This is a genomic window from Sphingobium cupriresistens, from assembly GCF_004152865.1.
GTDB classification, from domain to species: domain Bacteria; phylum Pseudomonadota; class Alphaproteobacteria; order Sphingomonadales; family Sphingomonadaceae; genus Sphingobium; species Sphingobium cupriresistens.
This window is the reverse complement of record NZ_SEOO01000016.1, coordinates 32,852-56,007: the sequence shown is the minus strand read 5'-3', so window position 1 is coordinate 56,007 and position 23,156 is coordinate 32,852. Positions and strand designations below refer to the sequence as shown.

Sequence of the window (23,156 nt, the reverse complement as noted above, 5' to 3'; positions counted from 1 at the left end):
TTAATGGATAAGCGCAAATATTTTGCGTTTAATTCTTTCTTGTGGACGCGCGCGAATTGGTGCCCTGGTCTGTCTTGTTCGAACCATCAGACATGTCCTGCCCTTTGCCCGACACAAAGAATGCGGCGATCGGTACGGCGAGGAAAATCAGCAGCATAGTCTGCTCCTCACTGAGGAGGCGATATTCGCTGAGGCAATAGAGAGCAAAGGCGAGCCCAGCGAACAGAAGCGTCCACAGAGCCCGCGACCATGTAAAAACGGCCTGTGTAGCAGGGTCGCCCGACATAAACCTCTTCATGCGGCATCCTCTCCTGTCGATGCTCGCTCGCAACCAGCTATCTTCATGGTTTGATAGAAGCAGGGTGAAAGAATGCGCACTGCGTCGCAAACGAATGTTTTTGCAGGTTAAGCGCAAAAACTCTGAGGTCGCGCAAACGGGGCATCAGCATAGCACGCAGGGGCGTTCGCAAAGCGAGAGTAGGAAGCGCCTATTCGTCCGCTATCAACTGAGGAGTTGGCGCTTTCAAAGCCGCTTCGATCAGGCGACGCACCTTCCCTCGGCGTGCTACGTCCGAACCCCCAGCTGCAGCGGCTTCACGCCGGGCTCGTCGAACGAAACTGCGCATTTCAGCAAAGCTCGGCCGTCTATTCTGGCCTAGAACCGCGATGAGGGCAGGATAGATCCAGATCTGCGTTGCCATCAGTGCTTTCCTTTAGCCCGCCTTATTCACCAAAAGTGTCCTGAAGGGTTGGCGGGAGTGGCGTAAGCCTCTGATCTGAATTAGGAACTGGGTGTCTAAGCCGAACCTGCCGCAGGGCAGAAAATGCCACAGGCCACACCCGCCATGAACGACGATATCGCAAGCTCATTTGGATTCCCAGCAGTCGGCCGCAAGAAAATAACAGCTGCGTTCGACGGTGGCCGGCTTACCTCGGATGGCGGTGTTCTACTGCTTGCACAGGCCGAGCGCGCGATGGGGATTTGCCAGCGCCTGGCGGCTTGTATTGCCGATCCGCGCGATACGGCGCGGGTGATCCATCGCCTGGATGACATTCTGCGTGCCCGTGTGTTCGCGATCGCGTGCGGCTATGAGGATGCCGATGATCTCGATGCTCTGCGCGACGATCCAGGCTTCCGCCTGGCGCTCGGCAAGCTGCCGGAATCGGGCGCGGGGCTGGCCAGCCAACCGACGATGAGCCGGTGGGAAAATGCACCGACTACGCGCGAACTGGCCAGCATGATGGCCGCGATGATCGACATCTACTGCGCCAGCTATCCCGCCCCACCGACAGCGGTCACGCTGGATATCGACGACACGTGCGACGTCGTGCATGGCTATCAACAGCTCTCGTTCTGGAACGGGCATCATGGGGAGCGCTGCTTCCTACCGATCCATATCTACGACACCGCGACCGGCAGGCCGGTGGCCATGCTGCTGCGCACGGGCAAGACGCCTTCTGGAAAAGAGGCGGCGGGGCACATCCGACGCCTGGTGCGTCACCTGCGCCGTAACTGGCCCGATACTCACATCACCATCCGCGGCGACGGGCACTATGGTCGACCCGAGGTCATGGCCTACTGCGATGCGACCCGCGTCGATTACGTGTTCGGCCTGCCCACCAATGCAGCGCTGCGCGCCGATCCCGCCATTGTTGCGGTCGCCGATGCCTGCGCGGTCAAGCGCGCCCAGCGTCAGTGTCCCGTCCTGCGCAACTATGCAGAGACCCGCTATGGGGCAAAGACCTGGAAGTGCCAGCGTCGCGTCGTTGCACGGATCGAGGCCAGCACGTTGGGCATGGACATCCGCTATGTCGTCACGTCGCTGACCGGGGCCTCAGCCGAGCACATCTACGATACGCTTTACTGCGCGCGCGGGCAGGCCGAGAACCTGATCAAGCGGCACAAGGCCCAGCTGGCCAGTGATCGCACCTCGTGCCGCTCGGCCAATGCCAATCAGATGCGCCTGATCCTGCACACTGCCGCCTACTGGCTGCTATGGCGCATCCAGCAGGTGATGCCCAGGACCACTGCTCTGGCAAGCGCCGAGTTTACAACCTTGCGCCTGCGGCTGCTCAAGGTCGCTGCGCGCGTCGTAGAAAGTGCTAGCCGCATCCGCATTGCCTTCGCTTCGGCCTGTCCGGATGCCGACCTGTTCCGCGCCCTCGTTCTTCGGCTCAAGCCTGCGCCGACGTAGCCCATGCGGCAGCGCCGCAGAACTCCGAGCCCAGCCCTTCAACCCGAAAAGCCCATCAATCCGATCGCGGTGAAACAAACGCCAGCGATGCCGGTCGTCCGCGCAACACCGCCAGCGGCAGCAAATGCCCAGAGCGGGCCTGAAACCGAGCGTCGTGAATAAGAGAGGTTAGCAGGCTGCGGAAAAAGGCGCTTGCCTTGATGTGGCATTGCTGATTCCAGGATCCCGTAGAGGGATGTTGAAGGGATCGGGATGCGCGGCGGTGATGAACGGAGCGAGGGGCTGTTCTCGTACGTGAGTTGCGAGGCTCGGGTGCCGGCGAACCATGCTCTTCGCGCGATCCGGGCGATTGTCGATGAAGCGCTCGAAGTGCTGTCCGCGGACTTCGACGGCCTGTATTCTCGTATCGGGAGGCCGTCGATCCCACCCGAGAAACTTCTTCGGGCCTTGCTCCTGCAGGCCTTCTATTCGATCCGCTCGGAACGCCAGTTGATGGAGCAGATGGACTACAACCTGCTCTTTCGCTGGTTCGTCGGCCTGGCGATGGATGCGCCGATCTGGGATGTCACGGTCTTCACCAAGAACCGCGAGAGGCTGCTGTCCGGGGACGTTGCCGCCAAGCTCCTGTCGGCCATCATCAACCAGCCACGCGTGCAGGCTCTTCTTTCGGACGATCATTTCTCGGTGGACGGCACGTTGATCGAAGCGTGGGCAAGCGCGAAAAGCTTCAGACCCAAGGATGAAGGCGGCCCCGGAGATGACGATGACGCCGGGTTGGCTTCCAGCCGCAGCGAGCAGGCAGCAGCGCCGACCGACCGTAATGCCGAACGCGATTTTCGCGGCGAGAAGCGCAGCAATACAACCCATGCATCGACCACAGATCCTGATGCCCGACTATTCAAGAAGGCGCGCGGCCAGGCAGCGAAGCTGTGCCACATGGGCCATGTCCTGATGGAGAACCGCAACGGCCTCGTCGTCGATGCGATCCTCACCCACGCCACCGGCACCGCCGAACGCGAGGCCGCGCTGACCATGTTGGGCCGCATGGAAGGACGCCACCGGATTACACTGGGCGCGGACAAGAACTACGACACCGCCGCCTTCGTCACGGCGCTGCGCGAGATGGAGGTCACCCCGCACGTAGCCCAGAACAACACCAACCGGCGCTCCGCCATCGACAGGCGCACGACACGCCATCCCGGCTACGGCCTCTCCCAGAAAATCCGCAAGCGGATCGAGGAGGTGTTCGGATGGACGAAGACCTGCGGCACCATGCGAAAGACCCGCCATCGAGGCCAGGACCGCGTCGGATGGTCCTTTACGCTCACCGCTGCCGCCTACAACCTCATCAGACTGCCCAAACTTCTGGCCGCGGCTTAATCGTGTCGCTCACGTCACCACGACCGCGCCAACGTGGCCGGTATCTCCGAATTTCACCCTGAAACGAGCGACAGACCAGTCCCCCTCCTTCGAACGCAGATCGACGGTGACCACTGCGGCGCCTTTTTCCGCAGCCTGTTAGAGAGGGCGGAGCGGCCCGGCTTGGTATCGCGCGAAGATCCTCCATCCCGTTCTTCCCGGCCTACCAGATAGAGCAGGCCTGCCCCAACCAGAGCGAACACGGTGGCCATCTTCACGAACTCACTTTGCCCTAACGCAGCCAGCCAGGTGCCACCGACTATGATGAGCAGAAAAGCCGCGCCCCAGCGCGGATGATGAACGCGGGTGGCCAGCCACCAAGCCAGACAGGACAGCGATATCGCGACCAGCAAGCTGCCCAACGTCAGGCCGACAGCCGTGACCAGGATTTGCAACATCGGCATATCTGCCTCCATCGACATCCCCTCCGCGCCCTTCGTTCCAATATATCGTGTTGCGATATATTTACAAGGACCCCGCTCATCACTTCCAGCATTCAAGGCACGATGGTCTGGTTAATATATGGTGCGCGCGCCAGGTGCCGAACTACCGTCCAAACCAGAGGAAGGAACTGCCTTCATTCCGTGGCGAATTGGGGATGCCGCAGCGCCCAAATCGGTACTCGCCCATCTGTCGCGGACTGATAGACGTCAGGGTAGCGGCTCAGCGCAGCATCGACGGCACCCGGATGAAAGGGGGCGTCGGGCTCGAAGCTGTCGAAGCCGCAACGCCGCATAAAGAATACGAGATCAATGAGCACGTCACCGATCGCGCGGATTTCGCCTGTGTAGCCCGCCTCGCGCAATATGCTTGCGCTGGAAAAACCACGCCCGTCGCGAAACCGCGGAAAGTCGATCTCGACGAGCCGCACGCGGCCAAGTTCGGGTAACAAGGCGCGGACATCATCGCCCGCCTCGAGAAGCACTGAGGTTGCGTCCTTCTGATTGAGAAACGCATCCAGGGAAACTCCCGGCTCATCCGGTGCCGGATCGTCCCGGAAGCGTAACGGATCACCCATAAATAGCCTCCTTGAACGGATCCATGCCAACGCGGCGATAGCAATCGAGAAAGCGTTCACCTGGCTCGCGAATCTCACGATAGCGTTCGATCGTGCGTTCGACGGCATCGACGATCCCGGTCTCGTCGAAGCCCGGCCCGGTGATCTTGGCCTGCGAAACATCCTCGGCCCCGGACCCGCCAAGCAGCAACTGGTAGTTCTCTGTGCCCTTACGATCGACACCAAGGATACCGATATGGGCCGCGTGGTGATGACCGCAGGCGTTGATGCAGCCCGAAATCTTGATCTTGAGTTCGCCGAGGTCGAGCTGACGATCGAGATCGGCAAAGCGCTCTGCGATCTGTTGGGCGACGGGTATCGAACGCGCGTTGGCCAGGCTGCAATAATCGAGTCCGGGACAAGCGATGATGTCCGTGACGAGGCCGAGATTGACGCTTGCCAGCCCCGCCGCGTCCAGCGCCTGCCAGACCGCATGAAGATCCCGCTTGCGCACATGGGGCAGCACGAGATTCTGGACATGCGTCGAGCGCAGGTCATCGAAGCTGTAGCGTTCGGCAAGGTCGGCCACGAGCTCCATCTGCTCGGCTGAAATGTCGCCGGTTATACCCCCGTCGGGTTTGAGGCTGATATTGACGATGGCATAACCGGGCGCCTTATGTGCGGCGACCTGGCGATCGACCCATAGCGCGAAGTCGGGATCGGAGCGGTCGAGCTCCTCGGAAAGCCCGGTCTCGAACGGCGGCGGGTCAAAATGGGCGGCAATCCTGTCATACTCGGCCTGCGGAAAATCCCGGCCCAGCGTCAGGATGTGCTCGAACTCCATCTCCACCTGACGGCGGAACTCTTCTTCCCCCAGTTCATGAACAAGGATCTTCATCCTCTGCTTGTGGATGTTGTCGCGCCGCGCATGCCGGTTCCACACCCGCAGGATCGCCTGGATATAGGAAAAGATCTGGCCTGCCGGACAGAACGTCCTGATCGGGAAAGCGATAATCGGCGTGCGCCCCATACCGCCGCCAGCATAGACCTCGAACCCCTGCTCACCGCTCTCGTTCTTGATGATGCGCAGTGCACAGTCGTGCCAGCGCAGCGCGGCACGGTCTTCCTGCGCGGCGATCACTGCGATCTTGAACTTGCGCGGCAGATAACTGAATTCTGGATGGAACGTCGTGGCCTGGCGGATCAGTTCGGCCCAGGGCCGCGGATCGCATATCTCGTCGGGAGCAGCTCCAGCATAATGATCCGCCGACAGGTTGCGAATGCTCTCGCCGCTCGTCTGGATGGCGTGCATTTCCACCGTCGCGAGCTCAGCGAGGATGTCGGGCGCATCCGCCAGTTTGATCCAGTTATATTGGATGTTCTGTCGTGTCGTGAAATGACCGTAGCCTCGGTCATATTTGCGCGCGATATGCGCCAGCTTGCGCATTTGCCGCGAATTGAGCGTGCCGTAAGGCACCGCTACGCGCAGCATATAAGCGTGCAGTTGCAGGTAGAGCCCATTCTTGAGCCGCAGAGGCTTGAACTGGTCTTCGCTGAGATGGCCTTCGATCCGACGGCGCGTCTGGTCGCGAAACTCTTCGACCCGGGCATCGACCATGGCCTGATCATACTCGTCGTATTTGTACATATCAGCCTCTCACGCCCAAGGGGACATCAGGATGGCATCACGAGCACTCATGCACAAAATGACTTTTAATGCAGCGATACATCAAAATAATTGCTCGATAAGGCCGGTCGCTGCAGGCCAACAACCATGGGCCGATCGTTGCAAGCCGGCTCGAGGGCGATCCCGGCCTTAACATGTCTGTGACATACAGGTATGGTGTTGCAGATTGGTTCTCGGGAGTTCTGCGTGCGGCTGACACGCTACACGGATTATTCACTGCGGGTCTTGATTCACCTGGCCCTTCACGAAGAGCGCCTGTGTTCGATCGGCGAAATCGCGCGGGCTTATGATGTCTCCCACAATCACCTGATGAAGGTCGTCAACGCCCTGGCGCACGACGGCTTCATCGAAACCGTTCGCGGTCGCGCCGGCGGCATGCGTCTCGCCCGACCAGCGGATGAGATGACCGTCGGCGAGGTCGTCCGCCGCACCGAGGAAGGCTTCCAACTCGCAGATTGTTCCGGGTGTGCGCTGTCTCCCGCATGTGGACTGACCGGCGTGCTGGCGCAAGGCATGCAGGCGATGATGGCGGTATTCGATACCTACCGGATTTCCGATCTCCTGTCCGATCGTGAGGCCATGAAGCGGCTGATTAACCGCCAATCACCGCTCGGCGTCGGCATGGACTAAATGATACAGCCTACGGATTTCCGCGCAGGTCAATGCTCCGCTTCAAGATGCGCTGCGGCGCGGTCGATGTTGACGCGATGGCTCTCGAGCATCTCGCGAAGATCGGCATGCAATGCCTCGTCACGAACCCTAGGGGTCAGAGATTCCAGTTTGCGAACCACCCAGGCTTGTCCGCGGTTGAGAAAGGCGAGCCTTTCAAGCGGATCAGGGATTGCCAACGCCTTCTTGTAAAAGGCGCCGGTCTTGCGTGAGGGCGCTGCGCCCAATCGCCTGATCTGCCTCGAGAGCATCGCGCACCAACGTGCTTCGTCGGCACGGACCGATCGCATCAGTTCGGCGTAGTCGGGATCGTTCGCCGACTTGGTGCTGGCGAGGGCGACGCGGGCGCCGGCCCGTTCGGCTTCCAGCAGTTCGTGGAGCGCCGCGAGGATCTCCTCGCGACCGGCAAAGCCCATGTAAATGTCATCGGCTTCGCTGGCGTAACAAACGGGCGAGGATGGTTCGTTCACGGTCATGCTGTAATCGCCGCGGCCGCCTTGAGGCCGGCACGAATGCGGTCCATCACGCCCGGGTCGGCCTTTGTGCTGTGGACGACATAGGCCGAGTACGAAAATTCAGGACTTCCGGGGACGAGAGCGAGGCGGCCTTCCTCGAGATAGGAGCGGATGAAGCCTTTGCGAAAATAGCCGCTACCCCCTGTCGCCAGGATATAATCGAGCGCGAGCGGACCATAGCTTATCGAAACGACGGCGTTAGGCTGATCCGGGAAAGCGGCGTGATAGCTCCCGGCAAACTCCTCACCCCAATCGATCTGAACATGATCTTCCGGTGCGAGAGGGCTGCTGGTTGGCGTGGTCCGCACCAGGACCAACTTTTCCTCGAACAAGAGTTCGGCGATGATCCCCGGACGGCTCGGCGCGGCATAGAGCACCGCCATATCGAGTGAGCCATCCTGGACCTGCTCCATCAGGCGTTCGGATGTGTCGATATGGGTGCTTACCGCGATTTCCGGACATTCCCGACGCATCCAGAGCAGCCAGTGCCGCAGCAAGGGACTCCACAGACTGAGCTCGGCGCCGACCGTTACCACGGTCTCCCGTCCCGGCGGGAGCGCGACGGCGCGGCGCGCCCGATCCCAGACCTGCACCATGGTGGTTGCAAAGCGCAGAAACTGCTCGCCCGCCGGTGTCAGCTTCGCACCTGCCTTGTTGCGGATGAATACTGGCCGATCGAGCAGGTCCTCAAGCACCCGGATGCGGGCACTGACTGCGGTCTGCGTGAGGTGAAGGTTCGACGCAGCGTTCACAAAACTGCCGGTTTTGACGACTTCCAAGAATGTGCGCGCAACATTGATATCCATAAGCCATCATCCTTGCGCTCAATGCGCAATAATATTCATTTGCTTGCTTCATGGTAGCGGGCCGATGATGGGATCACAAGGCAAGACCCGTGTGATCGACCCTGGACAGGCACCAACAACCATAAGGCGTCCAACGGTTTGGGCGAACTTTCAGATGAAACCTTTAGGCCGCTTCACGCCCGAACCGCCGCCGCCGCGGGCCGAAATCTGGAAAGTCAGCTTAGCGCTGGCGTTGCTGGTTTTAGGGATAGGCATAGCACTTTTCAGTTTTTACGACGCTGGTGCGATCAGTGACGATGTCTTCGTTGCCGTGGTGGTCTTCGTGGTCGCGGTTTGTATCGGTGTGATCCTCTCTCTCGATTGGGAACAAACGGCACATCGCCGAGTGCGTCAGCCCTGGCAGGAAGTGCCCCCTCCGTTTGACTTCATTGCGCTGTGGTCATCTGAAGACCGACAGCCGTCGGGTGAAGATGCCCCTAATCTTCAGGAAACCTGCCGCCGCAAACCGCCTCCCTCGTCACGGACAAAGCTGCCGTGAAGGCTGACAACGATGATGACCGACAAGCGCGTGGACCAGAGCGCCCGCCCTCCATGTCCGGGCTCTATCTGATTTTCGCCGCAAGCATCGCCTTCGTCTCGATCCGCCTTTTTGTCGATTTGCTCCGCCAAAACGGCTTCGTCGCCGAAGGGGACGGCAACGGGATAGTGCTGTTCGCCATGCCGATAGCCCTCCTCGTGATCGTGGGGCTCGGACCGGGAACCCGGCGCTAATTTATATCCAATATCTTTGCTGATAAATAATAATAACATTCGTTTGTATGATACTTCGTCCATCTCCACATCAGATCTGCGATATGAAGGAGTTCCCATGGCCATTCAGCTCGGGCAGATCGCCCCCGATTTCGAGCAGGACAGCACGCACGGTCGCATCAGCTTCCACGATTGGCTCGGCGGAAGCTGGGGTGTCCTGTTCAGCCATCCCAAGAATTTTACGCCGGTCTGCACGACGGAACTGGGCGAGGTTGCCAAGCTCCGGTCCGAATGGGACAAACGCAACGTCAAACCCATTGGCCTCTCGGTGGATCCGGTCGAAGCCCATCACAAATGGGAGCTCGACATTCACGAAACCCAAGGGACGAAACTCGACTTCCCGATGATCGCGGATGCCAACACCAAGGTGTCGGCGCTCTACGACATGATCCACCCCGAGAGCGACCCGACGGTCACTGTCCGTTCCGTCTTCGTCATCGATCCGTCACGCAAGGTGCGGCTGATCCTGACCTACCCGCCTTCGACCGGTCGGAATTTTGCCGAGATTCTCCGTGCCATCGACAGCCTTCAACTTACAGATGCCCGTAGCATCGCAACGCCCGTCAACTGGGAACCTGGCGAGCCGGTCGTCATATCGCCGAAGCTGTCGGACGAGGAGGCATCCCGGCAGTTCCCACAAGGCTACAAGACACTGAAGCCCTACCTTCGGGTCGTCGATCTGCAGGCTCCCGGGCAATGAGGCAATTGGAGGAGAGTGGAAAAAGACAGACCGCCGCCGACGGAGCAGACGACGGCGGCCTCTCCGACCTGTTGGCCCGCAACCGCGTATGGGCTGACGCCAAAACCCTGATCGATCCCGGATTCTTTAAACGGCTCGTAGGCCAGCAGCGGCCACGCTACTTCTGGATCGGCTGTTCGGACAGCCGGGTGCCGGCCACCGAAATCGTCGATCTCGATCCCGGCGAGATGTTTGTTCATCGCAACGTCGCCAATCTCGCCACGCCGAGCGATCCTAACTTCGCCGCCGCCTTGGAGTTCGCGGTCGATGTTTTGAAGGTCGAGCACATCATCATCGTGGGCCATTACGGGTGCGGCGGGATTCAAGCGGCAATGGCACCGGACAGGGACGACGCGATCGGGCTTTGGCTCGCACCGGTGCGTGAGCTCTATCAAACAGTCTGCTGCACCCCGGATACCAATGCAGACCGTTTGTGCGAACATAATATCCGCGCCCAGGTGAAAGCACTCGCAGCCAACCCATTGGTTCTTCGGGCCTGGGCGCGGCACGCTGCGCTAACGCTTCACGGTTGGGTCTACGCCATTGGAGACGGCCTTCTCCAACCGGTCTGCTCACCCGTCAGCCGCCACCCCGATGAGGCAGTTCCCAAACTCCGGATTGCAGGCGCGTCATGATCGCCGTGCGCGCCCTGTGCCGCGTGAGGGCGATTGGCCATGACGACAGCCTCGTCGACGCCATCTCCGCCTGCAAGGGCGCGAGTGAACCCGATCGCGACATTGATGCACGGATTGCGCTGGCCGTATTTCCGGCACTGCGCAGCTTGACCGTTATTGCTCCGGGAGTCTGGCTGCAGGACGACGGCAACCACGTTCGGGCACTGCTCTACACGGCGACTTGCCGCGCTGCCGCTATGTTGGTGCCATCCGGCTATTGGATCGAAGCCGGCCCCCAGGGAACCACCGTGGTGGGCGAGCTTGGCCAATGGACAGCCCATCACCCGGTTGAGGCAATCGCCCTGTGCATGGCCGCGCTCGATGCGCGAAGGGCGGAGCTGTCCTATGCACATTGACCGTTCTCACCAAAGACCATTGCAGCGCCCTGTGCGGCTGCATCAGCAATGGTCCCGCAGCGCTCATCATCAGGGCCTTCCTACCGACTTATCTGCGCCGGATGGTGCCGCATCATCACGCCTCGGCCGAAACGATTTCCGGCGCTATTTCTGCTCAAGGAGACAAGCGATGGCTGATCAAAGCCGCAATGCTGTAATAGCTCAATCCGACCTTGAGAGGCTCGTCTTCGAATTGCCTCCCCTGCCCTGTGGGACCAAGGATCTCGAGCCTGTCCTCTCGGCGGAAACACTGGAGATCCACCACGGCAAACATCACGCACGCTACGTGGAAACGCTCAATCGGCTGCTGGCCGAGCAGAATTTCTCGGCCCACACGCTCGAGGAAATCATCCGCATCGCGCACGGCAGCGGCGCGAAGGGCGTCTTCAACAATGCAGCCCAGGCATGGAACCATAGCTTCTTTTGGGAGAGCATGGCGCCGAAAACGGTTAAACCTGCCGGGCGGCTCGCCAGCGCCATTTCGTACGAATTCGGGAGTCTCGAAACGCTCAGACAGCGTTTTTCCGCTGAAGGAACGGGCCATTTCGGATCGGGTTGGGTCTGGCTCATCGCGAAGCGCGACAAGCTCGAGGTGATCTCTACCCACGACGCGGGTAGCCCAATCCTTGAGGAAGGGGTGACGCCGCTGCTTGCTTGCGATGTGTGGGAGCATGCCTACTACATCGATTACCGCCAGGATCGCGCGGGCTGGATCACGTCCTGGTGGAACAGGCTCGCAAATTGGAGCTTCGCCGAAACGCAGTTCGACGCAGCGATCGGCCAGGGCAAGCCGTGGCGCTATCCACCATCACAGACCGCCCGTTGAATAAGGAGGAGAAGTAAATGCTCGTTGACGTTTTGGCTGGCGATAGCAGTTCCCCAGCAGCCCGGGGCAGTTTTCACTTCGCGCGGTCACCCCAGGCAGGCGAAGAGATCGAGATCGACGGAACGGTCGTCGTCGTGACGCGGGCCTGGCATCGGCCCAGCATCTATTACCAGGGTGCCAAGTTCGCGATTCTCGTCGAGGAACCTGTCGCTGACGCCCAAGTGCGTCCAGAAGTCCGAGATCACGCCGACATGGCGGTTTGAGTAGACGCGGAGAAGGGCGATGTCGCCCTTCTCCGCGCTCAGTCAGGCGGCGAGCAATTCGTCCGCCGGACCGAAGAATTCATAATGAATGCGGTCGGATGGGACGCCAGCCAGCGACAAGGTCGAGACGGCGTGCCGCAGAAACGGGCGTGGTCCGCAGATATAGTAATCGGCCTCACCTACAGGCGTGTTGGCGACCAGCCATTCATCGGTAATGATGCCGGCGACGTCATAATCCCGTCCTGCGACTTCATCTTCGAGCGGGGTCTGATGAAAATCGGTGACGGTGATTGACTTGCCCCGCCCAGCGACAGCGCGAACATGATCACGCATTGCGTGGGTATCGCGGTCATGAGTTCCGTGGACATAGTGCACGGGGACTCCCGCCTCGCCCTCAGCAAGCGTTTCGAGCATGGCCACCATCGGGGTCAGCCCCACGCCGCCCGACAGGAGGATCACCGGGCGTTCGACATGCGCTGCCAGGAAGAATTCGCCTGCAGGCGCGGCAACTTTGAGCACCGTCCCCGGCTTGGCTTCATCATGAAGCCAGCCTGACGCAAGACCAAGCGGCTCACGCTTGACCGAAATGCGATAGGTTTCGCCGTTGGGGGCTGCTGAAATCGAATAGTTGCGCTTGACTGGCGGATGTCCCGGAATTTCAAGCCAGAAGGTCAGATATTGCCCGGGCTTGTGCCGCATGACGGCCCCGCCATCAACGGGGCGCAGAACGAAGGAATTGATGACGCTGCTCTCACGCACGACGTCCTCGACGCGAAAATCGCGCCAGCCATTCCATCCGCCGGTCGCATCCTTCTGTTCTGAGTAGACTCGCTGCTCGCGGGCGATCAGGATGTTGGCCAGGAACCAGTAGGCTTCGCCCCAGGCAGCGAGAATTTCATCGGTGGCCGCATCCCCCAGCACCGCCTTGATCGCCCCCAGGAGCGCCTCGGCAACGTGCGGATAATGTTCGGGCAGAATTTGCAGGCCAACATGCTTCTGCGCGATCCGCTCGACCGCCGGGGCAAGCGCACCGAGATTTTCGATGTTGCTCGCATAGGCGAGAATGGCGCCGGTCAGTGCCCGCGGCTGCGAACCGGCATCACCATGGTGCGATTGGTTGAAAAGGTCGCGAATGTTCGGGTTCTGGAACATCCGGGAATACATCTCGTTCACGATGTCGAGGCCATGCGCTTCGAGCGCGGGGACGGTCGCCTTGACGAGCGCAATGGTCTGATCGCTGAGGGGCTGCGTCATCAACTTCTCCTTTTTGAATGCGTTGAAAATCCCGGAATGTCAGAGCTTGGGAATGTGATCGTAAAAATCCACCTGCATCTTCATCGGCCCTGTCGGCGTTACGAAATGCGGTTGCTGAGGGAGAATCAAGCCAGGCTGGTCAGGCGTCAGGACGATCTCCGAAGGTGGCTCGAGGTAGGTTAGCCGGAGTTCGCCCTCGAAAACCCGGATCACGCCCCAAACACCAGCCTTCGTGTCATGTCGCGCGCGCAAGGCAGCCGGCAGAGTGTCCTGGTTGAACACCGGCGTGGAACGGTAAGGCAAGATTTCAGCCATGGGTTTGCCCTGGTCGCTCGATGGCATCCTTACGTTCCGCGTTGGCGACCGATGCAGCACTCCGTTCCTCCAGTTGGAAGAACATCGCCAGTTGCAGGCTCTCGGCGATGCGCCGCGCCTTCGCTTGTAGCGCCGCTGCCGCTTCGGGCGTCATCCTGTCATTGGTCGTTTGAACCCAGAGTGCGAGCCACCGCTCGAACAGCGCGGGCGTTATCCTGGCCTTATGCTTCAAATGGGCCGGCACCGGTTGCCCCTTGTATCGGCCACTGGTGAGCATGACGGAGGACCAGAACGCAGTCAGCTTCCCAAGATGCTCCGGCCAGTCATCGATCGCATCGTTGAAAATCGGCCCAAGCGCGGGGTCGGCGCGGACCCGCGCGTAAAATTCCTCCACCAAAGGAGTCAGCTCTTCTTCTCTGATTTTCGAGACACCGTCCACGACTCGCGCTCCAATCATGTATATATAATACATCTATCATGATTGCGCATAAACGCAAGGCTAGCGCATATTTCCAGGTCGTCGGTCGCGGCGATGTACACAGCCTGAGAAACTGCTCAGCCCCGCTAGTTTAGCCTTGAATCCGAAACACGAAGGCATAGCATCAGCCAGCGACCCGAAGGAGTCTCGGTAAGACGTAGACACCTTTCCTTGCCCGCCCGTCAAAAGACGGGCGGGTTTTCTTTTCCGATTCCGTCGGACATTCGCTGGAACGCTAATCCGCGTGATCTGGCGCACTCGGAATTTTCAAACACCGTCACAAATACCTAATTGTGCGCAGCTCAAGATCTAATCACCCGATTTTCGCGATCAAGCGGCCGGCGGCACCCTGCTCTGCCGCCAGATTGCGATTATAGGCGAGCGGCATCCGGGGACTCTTCCAGCGTAGCGCATCCATGATCCCCGCCAGATCCTCGCCGCTCGCAAACAGATCCTGGTTCAAGCCCACCCGCGTCGAATGCGCGCTCACGCCCTTGAGCAACTGCGCCAGATCATCGGCGGTGAGGTCGCTCAGCGCGCCCTTGTCGAAGGCGCGCCGGATCATTGCCCGCCAGATCGGCCCGATCGAACCCGGGTGCAACGCCCCCTCTCCCACATCATATTCGGTGCGCGCCAGCACCGCCGACTTCGGCAACGTCTTGCGCAGATCCCAGCTTTCGCGGCCAGAAATCGTCTCGATCCGCCGCCCCTTGACCGCGGCCCGCGCCTTGTAGCGGCGCACCTGCACCCGGCGAAACAGCGGTCCCTCCTCGATGTCGGCAGCCGCAGTCCAGGCGGCGATCGCCCGCACCGAGCGCGGGCTGAGGAACGCGGTCGCGCCCTTTCCCTCCTGATCGCCCTTGCTGCGCGAAATCGTCAGCAGCCGCGCCTCGGGATCGATGGCGTCCACAATGTGCTCGACCTCGACCGCGACCAGCTCGGAGGCGCGCAAGCCCGTGTCGTAGGCGACCGACAGCAAAGCCCGATCCCTGAGTCCCGGCAAATCATCCGCGCAGGCCTCAAGCAGCCCCCGCACATTAAGCCCCCGGGGTGCGTCCCGCTCGACATTGCGCACCGGCCCCTTGAACCGCAGCGGCCGCGCCTGGGCTTGCGTGCTGCCCTTCTCCCGGCGGATCGCGCGGAGCCGCAGCTTGACCAGCTCGGCCTGGGTGGGATCCTTGATGTCGAGCAGCTGGTGGATCTTGGCGATCGACGCCTTGTAGCGACCGAGCGAGGCGGGTTTCGCCCCCTGCCCTGCCCGGGCATCGAGATAGTCGGCGACCGTCTCGGGAGTCGCCGGCAAGGTCACGCGCCCGTTTCGGCGGCACCAATGGTCGAACGCCTCGATGTCGCTGGCAAGCGCGCGCAGGGAATGCGGCGAGGATGCCGCCTGATAGGCGGCGATCAGCTCGGCGTTGATCGTGATTGGCGATCGGCAGTTCAGCTTGGTCACCTCCCAGGCGAGGTCGACGGCCTGTCGGCCTCGCCGGCTGCTGATGGGCGCTGGGAGGCTCATCTGGACAGCGCGACAATCTGGTCGAAGCTGTGCGGTTCGACCCCATAGATAGCCTCACGCGTCACGCGCCCATCAAAATCGCTCTGCCATGACCAGAATATCGTCTTTTCAGTGTCCAAATGCCCTGCCCTCCGCCGGGATGCACATACCCACCTTATAGAAAGGCGTCAATTACGCTTATGTGATAAGTGCAATTATCGTACGTTCGTGTTTTTGAATATCCGAAGTAACATTTTAATATTGCGCAACATGTAGATAATGATTCATCGAAATACATCTTTGCCAAATCTCACACGAAGATGCGTCGCGACAGAGGTCGAATATTGCCGTTGCCGCCATAAAGTCGGGCTATGATAGACGCCTATCGCCTTCCAATAATCTCCAGTCGAATTCAGCGCCGACAAAAACACCCAGCGCGCTGCCTCAGCATTGAAGCAGGCATCAGAACGCAGCCAATTACGAACCTGACCTTCTGACCTGCCCATGCTCGCCGCGATGCGAGGCACCCACCAACTGTTGATCTGCAGTGGCCCCAGATCGTGCGAACCATTGCTGTTGCGAACTTCCGCGCCGAGCCAACCGGCCTCCTGATCGCGAAGGCCCCACAGCGTCCGTTCGAGCCATGGGTGCCCAAGCGATGCCTTGCGGATGCAGGCACCAATGATGCGCTCCTCTACCATGTTTCGAGACCGTGCAGTCGCCTGGCCTGGCGAGAGCGCAACGCTGACCATAGACGCGAGCATGAGCAGCCAATGCTGAGGCATCAGTCACTTCTCCTTTTTCCTGGCATCGAAACGGCCGGTTCAATGACTTCACTCAGACCTTGTATCGCTTCACCGTTGAGCAGAGCCAGCAGCTCTCGTCCGGAAGTGATCCGGACAGCGCCGGAGTGACTCACAGCCCTTCGGCTTCGAGGCCGGTCCGTCCCGTATGAATGAACAGGCTGCGGCATCCGCGGGACTGGCACAGCGTCTGGAAGGCAACGACATGATCGGGCCGAATAGTACCCGCGTAGCGTTTCGCCTGAATCAGCCAGATGGCGCCCTCGATTACGACCTGACCATCGATGCCGCCATCGCCTGTGTAACGATGGTTCCGGGTCACCTTGTGCCCTCGCCTCTCGAGACTCTCGAGCAGCAGTTCCTCGAAGGCGAGTGGATCCATAGCCCGCAGGCGCGCATAGAGAAGCTGCGGCGGTTGGGAACGATCCCGGCCGCGAAGCTGCTCGGCCATGGTTCGCGCCTGCCGCCTTCGCCAGCGATGCCGCACAGGTATGCGGGAACGGCGGACCACAAACGCCAGCCAGAGCAAGGCCGCGGCGGTCAAGACCATCAGCGTAAAATGAGATGTCATCGTTCGACCCCTGGGTAAGGTTCGGGTCGATGCGTGGGCGCGGTTTCCTGTCGTGGCGGTTGCGCTTCCGGTCCGCCTTTCGCAACGCGGGCATGATCGAGGATCCCGCCAAGCAAGCGATCGAGCGCCTGAGACAGACTTCTCGCGCCTTCCGTCAGATGCTCAGCAGGTCCGCGAGGTGGCCTCTCGCGGCGATCGAGCTGCCGCTCCAGCGTCCGGTCGCGGCGCTCAGCGCGTGCTCGTTCCTGATCTGCCGTGAGACCTGTGAGGCGGTGATCCTGTCTTCTTGCGAAGGAACCAACGCTGTCATGCTTGATACGTCCCATCCCCTCCTGCGATGAGGTCTTTTCACCGGAATGGCGCTCCAGTTTGGAGATCAGTCCCTTGACGTCGTTGGTCCACAGCCTCACGCCGTACATGGCGCGGGTTATGGCGGTGTAGAAGTTCTGCGCGTTCACTAGCGGGGATTCGACCGGAGCAAGCACGAACACTCGGGGATAGGTCTTGGACTGCGAGGAATACACGGTTTCCGCGTAGCCATGATCCCAGGTCTTATACCCGGACAGATCCACTTGCTGCACTCGGCCGTCCCGGTCCCAGCGGATCGTCGCCATCGTGCCATCGAGCTTATCGACGGTGCCGCGCTCGGCATTACGCACATCAATCTCGCGGCTGACGAGACGCCACTGGATGCGATCGCCTTGGCTCAGGTCGCGTTCCTCGAGATTGAACACGTTGATATGGCGAGCCGGCGTTTTCTGCGGATCCCAACGGATCGTGCGTCCGCTCTCATCGACAAGCCGAACGACCTGCCGTCCGTTGCTATCCCTTCCCAGCCCGGTGACGCGGTAATCGGCGCCGCGTGCCACGCCAAGCTGCGTGACGTCGCGTTCGAAGCGCACGACCTGCCCGGTCGTATAGAAACGCGCCATGTGCTTCTCGACATCGGTGAAACCGACCGGCGCGAGAATAGACAGACGGCTCTCTTCGGCGGCCAGGCCCCCTTCGCTTCTGAGAGCTTCGCGGATCTTGCTGTTGACGACGAGCCGCGTGGCGTTGTCGAGAACGAGGATGTTCGTACCTGCGCGCGAGCCGGGCTTGAGACGGATCCAGCTTTCCACGACCTGCTCGGCCATCTTCTCGCCGTCCTGCGCCGTGTTGACGCCGTCGAGTTTCGCGAGTGCCTGCGCAAAGTTTCCCGCGCGCGCCTGCGCGACTGCGGTCTTGATGGATCTGGTTTCCTGACGCACCGCTTCCGTCAATTCGACCGTCGGCAGTCCAAGCCGGCGCATCAGCCAGAACGGCTTGCCCTGTTCGATGGCGCCCGTCTGCTTTTCGTCGCCCAGAAGGAGCAGCCTTGCGCCGGTCGCCCTGCTGATCTCGAGGAGCCTGCGCGCCTGCCGGTTGCCGAGTTGCCCGGCTTCATCAAGCACGAGCACGTGGCGATCGGTGATGCCATGCCCCCCGCGGGCGACGAAGCCCGCTACGGTATGCGATGATATACCTGCTTTCTGGCCCAGTTCCGCAGAGGCCGACGAGGTCGGGGCAAGTGCGATCAGCGTCGTGCCCGGCTCGGAAGCTTCGCCAAGAACTCTCACAAGAGTGGATTTGCCGGAGCCGGCGACGCCATGGATCGCGGTAACGCGGTCGCGGGTAAGAGCGGTTTCGACCAATGCGCGCTCCTGCTCCGGATTGAGGCCGGCTCCTTCCAGCGCGGCCAGGACACGGCCGCTGACCGCGATCGGGTGCGCATCACCCAGTCCAAGCGCGATATGCTGGGTCAGCGCGAGTTCCTGTCGCCAGGATCTGCGGCTGGTGCGTCCGCGTGTCAGAATCTGGTCGCCGGTCTGCTCGTGCGTCGGGAGAAGCTTGCGCACGGCTTCATGGTTCTGGATCGCGGGGCGGATATCCTGGAGCCGCACTTCGCCCACATGCGCGGCAAGGCCTGTGCGAATTATATCGCCGAGGTCATTGACTGCTTCCGCTGTCTCCAATTGCCGCAAGCCGAACAGCGCGGCCCTCGCCGCAATGCGGTCTGTAGGCGCACGATGGCCGCCTTCCTCCTCGCGGGCGGCAGCGGCGATCTGTTCGAGCGGGCCGAGAAACTTTCCGGACCGCTGATGCCATTGACCCTTCAGCGTATCGTAGCCGATCTTCACCTTGGCACTGCGCGTGGCATAGAAGGACGCACGCTGCGCCTTCTGGCCGACCAGACCATGTTCGCGGGCATGTTCCTCGATCTGCTCCGCGCGCCGTGAGAAAGTCTCCATCAGTTCCTTCGGCACGCCGCGCATTTCGAAAAGGCCCGTGCGAGGATCGAAGTCGATCCGGTAGCCCGCCTCGCGCAGGCCGAATGCGAGCGCATTGCGATAGATCTGTCCGGCGACGCGCTGCTCCCCGTACATGACCCGGCTTTCCAGGCTGACCATTGGATCGCCGTCCTCGCGATTGGTCATGTTGAGGACGACCAGGTGGGTGTGCAGATGCGGATCGAGTTCGCGGCTGCCGTGCTCGGTAAAGCGCGCGACCAGGATCCTCCCGGTCGTTTCATGGATGATCTTGCCTTCATCCCGCCGGCGCAGCTGCGCCTGTTCCTCGAGGTACGATATAGCATCGGTCACGGCGCGCTCATGGGTGGCGAGCACACGCTCATCGCCTACCACCAGCGCCATGATGGAGACGGATTTGGGCGCGTTGACAGCGAAGTCCCATCCGGGGTGATGCTGGATTTCGCCGTTGGCCCTGTGACGTCCAAGCTGCTGGTCGCCGATCTTTCCGGCGAGAAGATCTCGCAGGACCCTCGGATCGACGGCGCCGGAAAGACCGAGATCGGCCGCCAGCTTCCCAGCCCATTCGGAAGGTTCGTTCCCGCCCTTGGTGTAGTAATCGCCCACTGTGTAATAGCGGGTGATGTTGGCGGGTTTGCCATGGAGGCGCTGGGGCTGGATCATGCCGGCTTCGCCGGTTCACGCGGCCCGTCCCCGCGCCCATGCTGGACGAGATCGGAGCGGATTTCTCCCTGCCTGCCCGCAAGTATCGTCCAGAGCATGCGAGCGGGCGCGGGAAGTTCCGTGCTCTCCTCGTTCAGCAATATGTCTTCGACGCGCTGCGGGTCGATGTGCGGAACCGGCGGCGTGAACAGGTCCGGCTGGGACGGTGGCGGGGCGGCGACATTCGGAATGTCCGAAGGTTCCGGCGCAGACTGGCCGCCGCCGTCTGGGGCAGGAGTAGGCGCCTGCGCCGCCTCGCGTTCGATCGCTTCACGAACGCGCGCCTCTGCATGAGCGATGCGCACGAGCGTCTTCGCCTTGTCGATCTGATCGGGGGGTGTCGTACGTTCGATGAACGCGGGCCCTAAGGAGGGCACATCGTTGAACCGGCTGTCGAAGCGCACCACGGGCAGGTTGCGACCGAAGCGCAGGAAGCCGACGAGGTTGGGCAGGTTAGTGACTTCGGTCGGCATCACCAGCGGCCGCGTCACCTGCATGCGCGACAGGTTGACGCCGTCGCGCATGTCGTTGACGCCGTAGGACATGCCCTCGTTCGCTTCGACCTGCTCGACCTGGCCGAGATTTTCAGAGACGTGCCTGGCGGTCGCGGTGTCATTCGCCCGCAACGCAACCCAGGTAGAGCAATAGCCGGTGATCGCGGCCGCATCCTGGATTCCGTAAGTGGCTTCGAGTTGCGGATAGGACTGAAAACCCAGTATGCCGCAGCCGCCGTACTTACGCGCGCGGGCGAGAAAGTCCGATAGGCTCGGCAGCTTTTGCAGCGTCGGCAATTCGTCGATCACGCAGTAGAGCCGCCGGTCGCGATCGGGCGCCAGGCTCATGATCGCACTGATGGCGATATCGAGCCAGACCGTGATCAAGGGACGCAGCGAGGGAAGCTGGTCGGCCTTCACCGTGATGAAGAGCCAGCTTCCTTCCGCACCCTTTTCCACCCAGTCGCGGATCGAAAAGCCGTCCTCGGTATCGTCCAGATAGCCGAAGCTGCGCATCACCGAGGCGAGTTCTGCCTGGATACCGGCGGACGTCCGTTCGCCTTCGGAGCTGATGAAGGCAGCCGCATCGGTGCCCGAGACGAATGCCGCGAGGTCCTTGAGCTTCGAGCGGAGCAGCCGGTCCAGCAGGACCGAAACATAGGTATGCTTCTGGCGTGCGAGCTTGCGCATGACCGCGACCAGCGTGCCGCGCGCGGCCTTGGCCCAGAAGGGATCGCCATGCTTGTCGGGGATCGTGGACTCGGCGATCTGGTCGTAGTGATAGTCGCGCGGGACATCGACCCACGGCGACCAGCGCGCCGTGCGCTGATCGAGCGGATTGAGCAGCATGTCGGCGCCCTGCCGGTAGAACTTCTCGACGAAAGTGCCGGCCGTATCATAGACGATGGCTCGCCTTCCCGACTTGCGGATACCCTCAAGCATGCCGACGATAAGGTTGGTCTTGCCCGTTCCGGGAGCGCCGCACAGGAGAATATGTTCGGGCTCGTAGGCCTCCGGCACCGGGACGTTTCCGATCGACAAAGGCCCCTTTGTCTGTCGCCACAGCGCACGCTTCACCTGTCGGATCGTCCCGAAGCGGGCGCCGCGCAGATATTCGTTGGAGCCGAGCCCCCTCCCCGTGCGGGTAAAGTAGAACCATGCCCAGCCCAGCATGACGAGCGCGAACAGGCCCGAAATCAGCGCACCGTGGAGCAGATAGACCTCGAAGGCGTGGAGAGTCTTTTTCGCGAGGGTCGAGGCGACCAGCCAGTCGGCCGAGGTCCAGTAATCGCGCCCTTGCGGAGTACGAAACCGCACCGGATCATTGGTGCCACCAGCCGCATCGACCTTGATCATCGCTTCGGCGAGCTTGACCAGAACGAAGCGCTCGTATTCGCTCGACTTCTCGAACGCATACCAGACGGTGCCGACCAGCCAGATGATTAGCCCCGCGAGCAGCGTCTGGTAAAAGACCTGCGTGGTCATGCGGACATTGTGGACGATGGCCTGCCCTCCGCGTGTCCACGAGCCCAGCGTGTCGTTGCGAAAGATGCTCATTGCGCCTCCTCCTCGCCGAGGAGGCCACGCTCGGCGAGGATAGTGCGCGCCTGCGCCATCCCCTGCTCCAGCGTTTCGGGCGAGCGTCGTCCGACCGATGTCGCCAGGATCGAGAGGATCTGGATGGAGGTTGCGAGGATTTCGTCTTGCGACGAAAAGACGTATCGTTTGCGATTGTCGACTGCCTGTTCGAGCGCCTGGCGAATGAAGGCGGACAGGCTGAGATTGGCTCCATACGCCCGTCGCTGCAGGGCGTCGTGCAATGCCGGATCGACACGAAAATTGACTTTTGTCACGCGAAAGGTCTCCGCTGCCGGGAGCCTTCGCAGATGTCATGAAGCCTCTGTAATATAGGCTCTCATCAGAATGGCCGCAAGGGATACCAAACCCCCGAGTACCCCACCTCCGCTCGAGGCCGATCAGCTCGCTCGCCGACCATCCTGCCGATCAGCCAAGCGGTCAAAGATCAGTTTCCCCTGATTACGATCGACGAAGGAGGACGGGCGCCAGTCTCGGCGCGCCTGCGCCGAATATCGGCAATGTTGAGTCTGATCTTTTTCGCGATGATGTCCGACATACGCCGCACTTCCGCAGGGGTACGAAGGTCGGGCACACCTTCGACGAATTCCGACAACAACAGCACCAGCGTTTCGCTGACTTCGGCAGATCCGATGAAAAGCGTATCGCCCTTGTGCCCTGAGGCGGCCTCTTGCCGCTGCGCCGACACCTTGCAGATCGCCTCGACCAATGCCCGGCGAAGATCGATGATGTAGCTTTCATTCAGGTCCGCCATGCCGTTCCTTCCGGTCGCACTACCCTGAGAGAGGCGGGAGCACGTTTCATGCCGCGCTTCCACGTAAATGCCGCTCAATTCCACCTGCCTCCTTCCTCACGAAAGGATGGCAGTAAGGCACGGATTACAGGAAATTCGGCGAAATTTCAAAGCCGTGGCCAGGCAGATGGTTTGCTGGTGAACCCCGCCATACATGCGGCGAATTCATGCCTGCGCTGTAAGGCAGATCTATCGATCTGATTATACTATGAAAATCACCCGCAGCACCCGTGCGTAGGGTCCATTACAAACGGCCTCGCGCCGTGCGTCCCGCCTTACGCAGCGCATTTGCGCTGCGAGGCCTCGTGCCGGAAGGCGCGCGGCAATTCTTCTGCCGGTTGGCGGCTTGAGAAATGCGGCGTGAAACCGGCG

Annotated in this window: 27 protein-coding genes; 11 read left to right on the top strand and 16 right to left on the bottom strand. The window is 61.1% G+C overall.

Annotated features, from left to right (window positions below; all coding sequences use genetic code 11):
* Window positions 1-28: 28 nt before the first annotated feature.
* Window positions 29-298 carry a hypothetical protein gene (locus tag EWH12_RS11250; protein WP_100239764.1) on the bottom strand — a complete coding sequence of 90 codons (270 nt, stop codon included), beginning with the start codon at window positions 296-298 and terminating at the stop codon, window positions 29-31.
* A gap of 547 nt (window positions 299-845) precedes the next feature.
* Here EWH12_RS11250 and EWH12_RS11245 point away from each other — a divergent pair.
* Both EWH12_RS11245 and EWH12_RS11235 read left to right on the top strand, forming a co-directional pair.
* Window positions 846-2,195 carry an IS1380-like element ISSp1 family transposase gene (locus EWH12_RS11245; protein ID WP_422917728.1) on the top strand — a complete coding sequence of 450 codons (1,350 nt, stop codon included), beginning with the start codon at window positions 846-848 and terminating at the stop codon, window positions 2,193-2,195.
* A 252-nt stretch (window positions 2,196-2,447) separates the two neighbouring features.
* Window positions 2,448-3,575 (top strand): IS5 family transposase, encoded by a 1,128-nt coding sequence (locus tag EWH12_RS11235; protein ID WP_129926613.1) that lies wholly within the window; start codon window positions 2,448-2,450, stop codon window positions 3,573-3,575.
* Between the two features lie 53 nt (window positions 3,576-3,628).
* On the opposite strand, the gene EWH12_RS11230 is transcribed toward EWH12_RS11235, so the two are convergent.
* From EWH12_RS11230 to EWH12_RS11220, 3 genes are all read right to left on the bottom strand, one after another.
* Window positions 3,629-4,018: a hypothetical protein gene (locus EWH12_RS11230; protein ID WP_242496024.1), complete on the bottom strand. Its 390-nt coding sequence runs from the start codon at window positions 4,016-4,018 to the stop codon at window positions 3,629-3,631.
* A 173-nt stretch (window positions 4,019-4,191) separates the two neighbouring features.
* Window positions 4,192-4,632, bottom strand: coding sequence for a DUF934 domain-containing protein (locus EWH12_RS11225; RefSeq protein ID WP_020820542.1), 441 nt, complete (start codon window positions 4,630-4,632; stop codon window positions 4,192-4,194).
* Window positions 4,625-6,259, bottom strand: coding sequence for a nitrite/sulfite reductase (locus EWH12_RS11220; RefSeq protein WP_100239765.1), 1,635 nt, complete (start codon window positions 6,257-6,259; stop codon window positions 4,625-4,627). The genes EWH12_RS11225 and EWH12_RS11220 overlap by 8 nt, the downstream gene beginning before the upstream one ends.
* A 225-nt stretch (window positions 6,260-6,484) precedes the next feature.
* Between EWH12_RS11220 and EWH12_RS11215 the strand changes: the two genes are divergently transcribed.
* On the top strand, window positions 6,485-6,928 hold the full coding sequence (locus EWH12_RS11215) for an Rrf2 family transcriptional regulator (protein WP_029986492.1): 444 nt from the start codon (window positions 6,485-6,487) through the stop codon (window positions 6,926-6,928).
* Window positions 6,929-6,957: 29 nt separating this feature from the next.
* Here EWH12_RS11215 and EWH12_RS11210 read toward each other — a convergent pair whose 3' ends face one another.
* Entirely contained in the window at window positions 6,958-7,443 is a 486-nt protein-coding gene (locus EWH12_RS11210; protein ID WP_056379653.1) for a DUF6306 domain-containing protein, read from the bottom strand.
* On the bottom strand, window positions 7,440-8,288 hold the full coding sequence (locus tag EWH12_RS11205; RefSeq protein WP_054435103.1) for a LysR family transcriptional regulator: 849 nt from the start codon (window positions 8,286-8,288) through the stop codon (window positions 7,440-7,442). The genes EWH12_RS11210 and EWH12_RS11205 overlap by 4 nt, the downstream gene beginning before the upstream one ends.
* Before the next feature lie 64 nt (window positions 8,289-8,352).
* Between EWH12_RS11205 and EWH12_RS11200 the strand changes: the two genes are divergently transcribed.
* From EWH12_RS11200 to EWH12_RS11165, 8 genes are all read left to right on the top strand, one after another.
* Entirely contained in the window at window positions 8,353-8,826 is a 474-nt protein-coding gene (locus EWH12_RS11200; RefSeq protein ID WP_129926612.1) for a hypothetical protein, read from the top strand.
* 53 nt (window positions 8,827-8,879) lie between these two features.
* Window positions 8,880-9,059 (top strand): hypothetical protein, encoded by a 180-nt coding sequence (locus EWH12_RS11195; RefSeq protein ID WP_020820536.1) that lies wholly within the window; start codon window positions 8,880-8,882, stop codon window positions 9,057-9,059.
* Window positions 9,060-9,156: 97 nt separating this feature from the next.
* Window positions 9,157-9,798, top strand: coding sequence for a peroxiredoxin (locus EWH12_RS11190; RefSeq protein WP_008828739.1), 642 nt, complete (start codon window positions 9,157-9,159; stop codon window positions 9,796-9,798).
* The gene (locus EWH12_RS11185) at window positions 9,795-10,472 is read left to right on the top strand and encodes a carbonic anhydrase (RefSeq protein ID WP_207212391.1); all 678 of its coding nucleotides are present in this window, start codon (window positions 9,795-9,797) and stop codon (window positions 10,470-10,472) included. Before EWH12_RS11190 ends, EWH12_RS11185 begins: the two co-directional genes overlap by 4 nt.
* Window positions 10,469-10,867: a hypothetical protein gene (locus tag EWH12_RS11180; protein ID WP_020820534.1), complete on the top strand. Its 399-nt coding sequence runs from the start codon at window positions 10,469-10,471 to the stop codon at window positions 10,865-10,867. Before EWH12_RS11185 ends, EWH12_RS11180 begins: the two co-directional genes overlap by 4 nt.
* Window positions 10,864-11,064, top strand: a complete 201-nt coding sequence (locus EWH12_RS11175) for a hypothetical protein (RefSeq protein WP_021318857.1) — start codon at window positions 10,864-10,866, stop codon at window positions 11,062-11,064. The genes EWH12_RS11180 and EWH12_RS11175 overlap by 4 nt, the downstream gene beginning before the upstream one ends.
* Window positions 11,037-11,732, top strand: coding sequence for a superoxide dismutase (locus tag EWH12_RS11170; protein WP_129926610.1), 696 nt, complete (start codon window positions 11,037-11,039; stop codon window positions 11,730-11,732). The genes EWH12_RS11175 and EWH12_RS11170 overlap by 28 nt, the downstream gene beginning before the upstream one ends.
* A 17-nt stretch (window positions 11,733-11,749) precedes the next feature.
* A complete protein-coding gene (locus EWH12_RS11165) occupies window positions 11,750-11,995 on the top strand; it encodes a hypothetical protein (RefSeq protein ID WP_020820532.1) in 246 nt (81 codons plus the stop codon).
* 42 nt (window positions 11,996-12,037) lie between these two features.
* On the opposite strand, the gene hmpA is transcribed toward EWH12_RS11165, so the two are convergent.
* From hmpA to EWH12_RS11115, 10 genes are all read right to left on the bottom strand, one after another.
* Complete coding sequence (gene hmpA / locus EWH12_RS11160; protein WP_004206960.1) at window positions 12,038-13,249, bottom strand: NO-inducible flavohemoprotein; 1,212 nt, start codon at window positions 13,247-13,249, stop codon at window positions 12,038-12,040.
* Window positions 13,250-13,288: 39 nt separating this feature from the next.
* Window positions 13,289-13,564: a TehB family protein gene (locus EWH12_RS11155; protein WP_020820531.1), complete on the bottom strand. Its 276-nt coding sequence runs from the start codon at window positions 13,562-13,564 to the stop codon at window positions 13,289-13,291.
* Window positions 13,557-14,036, bottom strand: coding sequence for a group III truncated hemoglobin (locus EWH12_RS11150; RefSeq protein WP_017503290.1), 480 nt, complete (start codon window positions 14,034-14,036; stop codon window positions 13,557-13,559). The genes EWH12_RS11155 and EWH12_RS11150 overlap by 8 nt, the downstream gene beginning before the upstream one ends.
* Before the next feature lie 319 nt (window positions 14,037-14,355).
* Entirely contained in the window at window positions 14,356-15,558 is a 1,203-nt protein-coding gene (locus EWH12_RS11145; protein WP_129926609.1) for a tyrosine-type recombinase/integrase, read from the bottom strand.
* Window positions 15,559-15,821: 263 nt separating this feature from the next.
* Window positions 15,822-16,322 (bottom strand): lytic transglycosylase domain-containing protein, encoded by a 501-nt coding sequence (locus EWH12_RS11140; protein WP_337770755.1) that lies wholly within the window; start codon window positions 16,320-16,322, stop codon window positions 15,822-15,824.
* 130 nt (window positions 16,323-16,452) lie between these two features.
* Window positions 16,453-16,791 carry a restriction endonuclease gene (locus EWH12_RS11135; protein WP_242496022.1) on the bottom strand — a complete coding sequence of 113 codons (339 nt, stop codon included), beginning with the start codon at window positions 16,789-16,791 and terminating at the stop codon, window positions 16,453-16,455.
* A 116-nt stretch (window positions 16,792-16,907) separates the two neighbouring features.
* Window positions 16,908-19,862, bottom strand: a complete 2,955-nt coding sequence (mobF, locus tag EWH12_RS11130; RefSeq protein WP_129926608.1) for a MobF family relaxase — start codon at window positions 19,860-19,862, stop codon at window positions 16,908-16,910.
* Complete coding sequence (locus EWH12_RS11125; RefSeq protein ID WP_129926607.1) at window positions 19,859-21,952, bottom strand: type IV secretion system DNA-binding domain-containing protein; 2,094 nt, start codon at window positions 21,950-21,952, stop codon at window positions 19,859-19,861. The genes mobF and EWH12_RS11125 overlap by 4 nt, the downstream gene beginning before the upstream one ends.
* Window positions 21,949-22,248, bottom strand: a complete 300-nt coding sequence (locus EWH12_RS11120) for a ribbon-helix-helix protein, CopG family (RefSeq protein ID WP_129926606.1) — start codon at window positions 22,246-22,248, stop codon at window positions 21,949-21,951. Before EWH12_RS11120 ends, EWH12_RS11125 begins: the two co-directional genes overlap by 4 nt.
* A gap of 170 nt (window positions 22,249-22,418) precedes the next feature.
* Window positions 22,419-22,745, bottom strand: a complete 327-nt coding sequence (locus EWH12_RS11115; protein WP_129926605.1) for a hypothetical protein — start codon at window positions 22,743-22,745, stop codon at window positions 22,419-22,421.
* Between the last annotated feature and the right edge of the window lie 411 nt (window positions 22,746-23,156).